Raw genomic sequence first — 6,682 nt, 5'->3', positions numbered from 1 at the left:
GAGTGCGGTCACGAGGGTGTCCAGGTTCGTCGTCACAAACGATCATGGACACCCTCTCCCCGCGCCCGCAAGCATTCGGAAAGACTCGTCTAGGTGGTACGCCGGGTGGCGGCTGTCGGCCGCGAAGAAGACGTACCCGTCCGGGCCCTCGATGTCGGTGCGGCGGCCGAATACGGAGACGAGGCCGGCGGCGTTGCCGTTGCCGATGTAGTACTTGGAGCCGCTGGCGCGGAAGCTGCCGTGGCCGTCAGGCTCCAGGAGCATGTCGGTGGAATAGATGTCGGCGCCGTGGGTCTTCTCGGACAGGCCGAAGGCGAAGACCTCTCCCTGGGAGAGGAGTTCGGCCGCGCGGCTGCGAGCGGTGGCGTTGTCGCTCTGCCAGACCGGGCCGAGACCGAGGATGGTCACCTGCCATGCGTACCAGTAGTCAAGACCGTAGAACCCCAGTATCTCGTTGAGGGCGGCGATCCGGGCGGTGTCCCAGCGCTGGTCCTCCTCTCCGCCGGCGGAGGCCGGGGTGAGGAAGGTGGCGAACAGGCGTTCCTTGGCGGCGAACGCGAGGAAGTCTCCCAGCCAGGCGCGGGTGCGGTAGTCCTCGATCAGGCGGCGCTTTCCGCGGTCCTCGAACCAGTCGACGGTGGCGCGCAGCAGCCTGCGCGTCTCGGGGTCGAAGTGCGCAGGGTCGTACGTGTGCGGGTTGAACAGCAAAGGGGTGGCCATGAGGGTTCGCCTTCCGAGGGATAGGGAGTCGAAGGTTGTTGCCGGGTGCGCGGAGGGACGGGATGATGCGGCTCAGGCGTGCGGCGGTGTCACGCCCAGGCCGTGGAGCGTGGTGAGAACGTCGTCGAGCCAGGCGGTCGTCATCCGCTCGTACGCGATGCCACCGCGCAGCACGACGTGCTGCAGTTCCTGACCGGCATCGAGCGGTGTGGGGGCGTCAGGCCCGGTGAAGTCGCGCAGTTCCCCAGCGAGATACTGCGTAAGCCGGTTGCTGTGCACCTGCTGGTGCCGCTCGACCTCGCGGATGAGCGTGGCCGGGTCGTCGAAGGCCACGCCGCGGATTTTCACTGCGAGGTCGTGACGGAGGCTCTCTGGTTCGATCGGCTCGTGCAGCCACTGGGAGAGAGCCTCGCGTCCGGGGGCGGCGACGGAGTACTCCTTCTTGTCCGGCCGTCCCTGCTGCGGCACCTCGCGGACGGCGAGCATGCCGTCAATCTCCATGCACTTGAGGACGCGGTAGATCTGCTGATGCGTGGCGGTCCAGAAGTAGCCGATGGACCGCTCGAACCGCCGGGCCAGCTCATAGCCGGAGCCTGGCTTTTCCAGCAGTGAGACGAGGATCGCGTGTTCGAGCGCCATACCTCCCAGCTGTCTATGCAACTCGTTGCATAGACAAGCCTCGCTGCCCGGGTGAGACACAGCTCACCCAGCAGCGAGGACAGGACACTCCGGCCACGGGTGGCAGTGGGGAGGGCGGCGGTCAGCGCGCCCCTGCCCGCCACCCGCGTGGACGGCCACCTCGTCAACATAGGACGCCTGGACCAGGCCAAATCCACCATCGACCTCGACGCCCTGTCCTACCGCCACCTCCACGTACGCGGCGTCTCCTTAGGCTTCAGCCGCCCCGAAGCCCTCGGCCATGTCATCGCTGCCCTCCGCGACGAGGTGATGCCCGCCGTCGCGGACAACCGCATCCACCCCGTTATCGACAGCGTCCACGCATGCGACCAGGCCCACGAAGCCGCCGAAGGTATGCGCAGCCACCAGGCTCACGGCAAGATCATCCTTACCGTGCCCTGACCCGCACCGCGGCAAGCGGTCAGTCCTCGCTCAGGAGGGTGCCCCGGAGCAACTCGATCAGGTCGCCGGGATGGGCCCGTGCCAGTTCGTCGAAGGCTCCGGAGTGCCGGCCCAGCAGGATCCCGGCCACGGCCGCCGCCACCAACTCGGCGCGCAGCCGGGGCCGGTCCACCCCTTCACGGGCGAAGCGCCCGTGGAGCGGCTCGACGAGTCGCGCGTGCAGCGCCGCGCGTGCAGCGTCCTGCGCCGCTGGGTCACTCAGTGGCTGCACCGCGACCTGGAGCAGCGGGACGGGGCCGCGCCGGTCGGCCCTGTCGAAGACCTCGCGCAGCCGCTGCTCGTCGAAGAGATCGGCCAGGGCCACGTCGCCCTGTTCGGCGTGCAACGCGGCGACGTACAGCAAGGTCTTGCTCCCGAAGTAGCGTGCGATCAGTGCCGGGTCCACTCCGGCGCGCTCACCGATGTCGCGGATGGTGGTGCGGTCGAAACCCCGCTCGGCGAACAGGTCGCTCGCCGCCGTGAGCAGGAGTTCGCGGCTACGGGCCGCGTCGCGGCGGCGCCCTGGCGCCTCGCCGCTCACCGCTCCGCCCCGGTGCCCGGGACAAGACCCTCGCCGTCCGCGATCGAGCCGCCGTCGGCCGCGAGTGCGGGATGCCCACCCCGGATCCCCGCCGAGGCAACACGCTCGCCCGACCGGATCAGGACGTACGCCACCAAGGCGGTGGCGGCCCACACCGCGCAGCCTGTCAGCCCGGCTGTACGGTAACCGCTCTCGGGGGGAAGACCCTGCCCGGGTGTGGTGGCGGCCTGGAGGATCACGGCGCTGAGGGCGCTGCCGGCCGAGTAACCGATGTACTTCACGACCTGATTGAAACTCATGGCGCTCCCTGTTTCGTGTGCGGGGACGCCGCCGACGACGAGCCCCGGCGTGACCGCGAAGTTGACGCCTACACCGAGTCCGGCCAGGGCCATCGTCACGAACACCTCCCACAGGCCGCCGTGGGCGAACACGAAGGTCAGCAGGGCCGCGAGGGAGAGCAGACAGCTCACGGGCAGCAGGCGGACCGGCGGCTGGGTACGGATCAGAATCCGTACCATGCGGCCGGCCAGCAGACTGGTCACCGAGAACGGCACCAGGATCAAGCCGGTGACGACCACGGAGGCCCCGAGGCCGTACCCGGCGCTCCGCGGCGTCTGCACGTACCGGGTCACGAGGGAGATCAGCAGATACATGCCGATGCCGCCCATCATGGTGGTGAGGTGCGCGGCGAAGACCGTGCGGTCACGGATTAGACGCAGGTCCACCAGGGGATGAGCGGTACGCAGTTCGTGCAGCGCCCAGCCGATCAGCAACAACACCGATACGACGCCAAGCACCAGCAGCCGGGGCGATCCCCAGCCCCAGCGTTCACCCTGGGTGAGGGCGAACAAGAACCCGCTCATGCCGAGCGTGAGGAGCAGTGCCCCCACTACGTCCATCGGGTGTGCCGGACGCCCCGGAGACGAGGGGAGCACGACGGCCGCGGCGATGAGGACCAAAGTGGTGGCGATCACGGCGAACCAGAACCCCGCGTACATCCCGAGGCTCTCGGCGAGCAGTCCGGTGACCGGGTAGCCGATACCGACGCCGGCCGCCGTCGTGAGCGAGAGCGTCGACAGCGCCGACCGGGCCCGCGCGGGCGGCACGGAGTCTCGCGCGGTGGCGATCGCCAGCGGAACGAGGCCCATGCCCACGCCCTGGAGCGCCCGCCCCACGATGAGGCAGGCGAACCCCAGCGGCAGAGCCGCCAGCAGGCTCCCGAGGAGCACCACAGCAAGACCGGTCAGGATCACCTTCCTGCGGTGGGGGCCGTCTCCCAGACGCCCCATGGCCGGAGTAGCGACGGCCCCGACCAGCATCGTGACGGTGAGGGACCACTGCGCGTCGGCAACCGAGACGTGGTCCACAGCGGCGATGGTCGGGATCAGCGGGGCGCCGAGGCTGCTGATGATCGCGACCAGCATGCCGAGGGATACCAGTACGGGGACCAGCGCCCGCTGCTGCCAAAGGGAGGGGGCGGGGCCGGATATCGGATGCACGGGGCGGGCCGTTCCTGTCGTCGAGTGCTGTCATCAAATGATGTCTTCAATTGAAGACAAGTAGTGTCCCACCCGTGCGGACCTTGACTGCCGGGTGGTCCCAGCTCGCCACCGGGGCCGCACGAGCGCCAGACGGTCCGGGGCTTTACACCGCATCGACAGCAGCGCTCCCCAGGCTGGCTCGAGAGCCCGCTTAGCGGCGCCGGGCTTGTGCGGGGACGAGCCTCGTCGGTCTGAGTCAGAACCAGGATGGTCCGGCGTTGACGCACGGGTCCTCCAGGGCTGCTGCTTCCTCGTCGGTCAGCTGGTGAGTGAGCGCGTCGACGTGCGGGTGCCGATTATTACGTCCGAGCTGGTCAGGCCGCATGTGCGTACTCGTGGAGGAGGCCGCCGAGTCGGTCGTCCTGCCCATCGTCGTCGCCGGGGCCGCACCCGGCCGGGCAACAAACGGCCACCCGGAGGGGCCGGGTCCGAAGGGAGATACGGGCGCCGAATGTGCGGCGAGCAGGAATGCGCCCAACGACAAAGCGCAACACGAGAATGCCGAGGAACTTCAGGACGTCCAAAGCGAGCGGACCGGTGTAGGTCTTCTCGTCTCCGATCGAACCCAGGGGCGGCGCGGGTGGCCATCACCAGGAGAGCCCGGTACGCGTCTGGCGGCCACGAAGCGCGCTGTGCCGCCGACGCCTCGGCATGCTCCACGAGCCATGCCTTCAACTCCTCAGGCCCACGATACGGTGACGAGGACCTCAACCTGCCGCGCCGGGGGCCTGACGACCACAGTGGCGGGCCGGGGCGCCACGGGCCCGCGCCCGGTGCGGAACACTCAGCGCCAGCCGAGCTCCGGTGCCACGTGGGTGAGGATGCTCTCCATCACGTGGGCGTTGTAGTCGACCCCGAGCTGGTTCGGGATGGTCAGCAGCAGGGTGTCCGCGGCCTCGATGGCCTCGTCCCCCCGGAGCTGCTTCACCAGCACGTCCGGCTCGGCGGCGTACGAGCGTCCGAAGATCGCCCTGGTCGTGTCGTCGATCATGCCGACCTGGTCTCGCGAGTCGCGGTCGCGGCCGAAGTAGGCCCGGTCCAGGTCGTTGGTCAGGGCGAAGATGCTGCGGCTGACCGACACCCGAGGCTCTCGCGCGTGGCCTGCCTCCTTGTACGCCTCGCGGTACGCCTCGATCTGCTTGCGCTGCTGGACGTGCAACGGTTCGCCCGTCTCGTCGTCCTTCAGCGTGGAACTCTGCAGGTTCATCCCCAGATTCGCGGCCCAGACGGCCGTCGCGTTCGACCCGGAGCCCCACCAGATCCGCTCGCGCAACCCCTCCGAGTGCGGTTCGATGCGCAGCAGCCCCGGCGGGTTGGGGAACATCGGGCGTGGGCTCGGCTGCGCGAAGCCCCTGCCCTCGAGTACCTCGAGGAAGGCCTCGGTGTGCCGGCGGGCCATGTCCGTGCCGGTCTCGTCCTCGGCGGGGGTGTAACCGAAGTAACGCCAGCCGTCGATCACCTGTTCCGGTGATCCGCGGCTGATGCCAAGCTGCAGTCGGCCGCCGGAGATAAGGTCGGCAGCACCGGCGTCCTCGGCCATGTACAGCGGGTTCTCATAACGCATGTCGATCACGCCGGTGCCGATCTCGATCTTCGAGGTCCGGGCACCGATGGCCGACAGCAGCGGGAACGGGCTGGCCGCCTGCTGCGCGAAGTGGTGCACGCGGAAGTACGCACCGTCCACGCCGAGCTCCTCGGCCGCGACCGCCAGGTCGATGGACTGGTGCAGGAAGTCGGCGGCGGACCGGGTCTTGGAGTGCGCACTCGGCGACCAGTGGCCGAACGAGAGGAAACCTATCTTCTTCACGTGTGTTCACAGCGTCCGGCGACCGCCTCTGATTCCCGGAGCCGGCACGTTGTGATCAAGTCGGCTGTGCCGGAGTGCCGAACCACCCGCCGCCGACGACCAGCGGCCTCATGGGCGAATGCGGACGGCTTCATACAGGTGCGGGCCGACCGGCGCAGGAGCGTCGGCCAGCCCGCACTGCGGGTGCCGATAAATCATCCATGCAGGTCGCGGCCTTGATCGCTGACCTTCGGCTTTGCTCGACGATCGCCCCGACGTCTTCATCTGTACAGGGCACCGGGGGCATCATGATCTGTCGTGCTGCTGCGCCTGGCCTATCTTGCTGCGACCAACACCATCGCTTTCCTGCGTCTGCTGCCGATGAGCGACAGGGAGAAGGACATCGAGATATTGGCGCTGAGGCACCAACTGCTGATCCTGCAGCGCCAGGTCGGCAAGCCCAGGTTCCAGGACACCGACCGCGCTGTCCTCGCCAGCCTGCTCCACCACCTCCCCCTGGTGAAGCTGCGGGCAGCTCCTTCTGGTGGTACGCCCAGACACGATCCTGCACTGGCACCGCAACCTGCTCAAGCGCCACCATGCCGCGACCTGCGCCCCGAGGCGACGCGGACGCCCACCCACCGCCCGGTCAATCCGCACCCTGGTCCTGCGCCTCGCCCGTGAAAACAGCTCGTGGGGGTATCGTCGGATCCACGGTGAACTCGCAGCCCTGGGCATCAAGGTCGCCGCCTCCACCGTCTGGGAAATCCTCAAGGAGCACGGCATCCCACCGGCCCCCGAACGACAGAGCACCACCTGGGCCGACTTCCTACGCAGCCAATGAGGGGTCACGAAGTTTCCGGACAGGCACCCAATAGGGTTGTCCTGAATAAGGAAACGAGGAAGAAGTGGCGCCACCCAGTAAGTACTCGCCGGAGTTCCGCGAGGAAGCCGTCCAGATCGCGTTGAGGTCAA

At 68.4% G+C, this 6,682-nt stretch carries 5 protein-coding genes and 2 pseudogenes; 2 read left to right on the top strand and 5 right to left on the bottom strand.

What is annotated here, in order from left to right:
- Positions 1–90: 90 nt before the first annotated feature.
- Positions 91–720: pseudogene (locus tag ABTY98_RS41825) on the bottom strand (acyl-CoA dehydrogenase family protein); the annotation flags it as partial.
- Positions 721–792: 72 nt separating this feature from the next.
- Positions 793–1,359, bottom strand: a complete 567-nt coding sequence (locus ABTY98_RS41820; RefSeq protein ID WP_352226414.1) for a PadR family transcriptional regulator — start codon at positions 1,357–1,359, stop codon at positions 793–795.
- 99 nt (positions 1,360–1,458) lie between these two features.
- Here ABTY98_RS41820 and ABTY98_RS41815 point away from each other — a divergent pair, with 99 nt between their 5' ends.
- A complete protein-coding gene (locus tag ABTY98_RS41815) occupies positions 1,459–1,800 on the top strand; it encodes a zinc-binding dehydrogenase (RefSeq protein WP_352226413.1) in 342 nt (113 codons plus the stop codon).
- Between the two features lie 19 nt (positions 1,801–1,819).
- Here ABTY98_RS41815 and ABTY98_RS41810 read toward each other — a convergent pair whose 3' ends face one another.
- The 3 genes from ABTY98_RS41810 to ABTY98_RS41800 form a co-directional block, all read right to left on the bottom strand.
- The gene (locus ABTY98_RS41810; protein ID WP_352226412.1) at positions 1,820–2,380 is read right to left on the bottom strand and encodes a TetR/AcrR family transcriptional regulator; all 561 of its coding nucleotides are present in this window, start codon (positions 2,378–2,380) and stop codon (positions 1,820–1,822) included.
- The gene (locus ABTY98_RS41805; RefSeq protein WP_352226411.1) at positions 2,377–3,879 is read right to left on the bottom strand and encodes an MFS transporter; all 1,503 of its coding nucleotides are present in this window, start codon (positions 3,877–3,879) and stop codon (positions 2,377–2,379) included. Before ABTY98_RS41805 ends, ABTY98_RS41810 begins: the two co-directional genes overlap by 4 nt.
- Before the next feature lie 826 nt (positions 3,880–4,705).
- The gene (locus tag ABTY98_RS41800; protein ID WP_352226410.1) at positions 4,706–5,728 is read right to left on the bottom strand and encodes an LLM class flavin-dependent oxidoreductase; all 1,023 of its coding nucleotides are present in this window, start codon (positions 5,726–5,728) and stop codon (positions 4,706–4,708) included.
- 297 nt (positions 5,729–6,025) lie between these two features.
- Here ABTY98_RS41800 and ABTY98_RS41795 point away from each other — a divergent pair.
- Positions 6,026–6,548: pseudogene (locus ABTY98_RS41795) on the top strand (integrase); the annotation flags it as partial.
- Positions 6,549–6,682: the final 134 nt, after the last annotated feature.

Origin of the sequence: Streptomyces sp. NPDC096040 (assembly GCF_040303265.1) — a bacterium.
Lineage (GTDB): Bacteria > Actinomycetota > Actinomycetes > Streptomycetales > Streptomycetaceae > Streptomyces.
The sequence above is the reverse complement of the archived record's forward strand: the minus strand, read 5'-3'. Positions and strand labels throughout refer to the sequence as shown.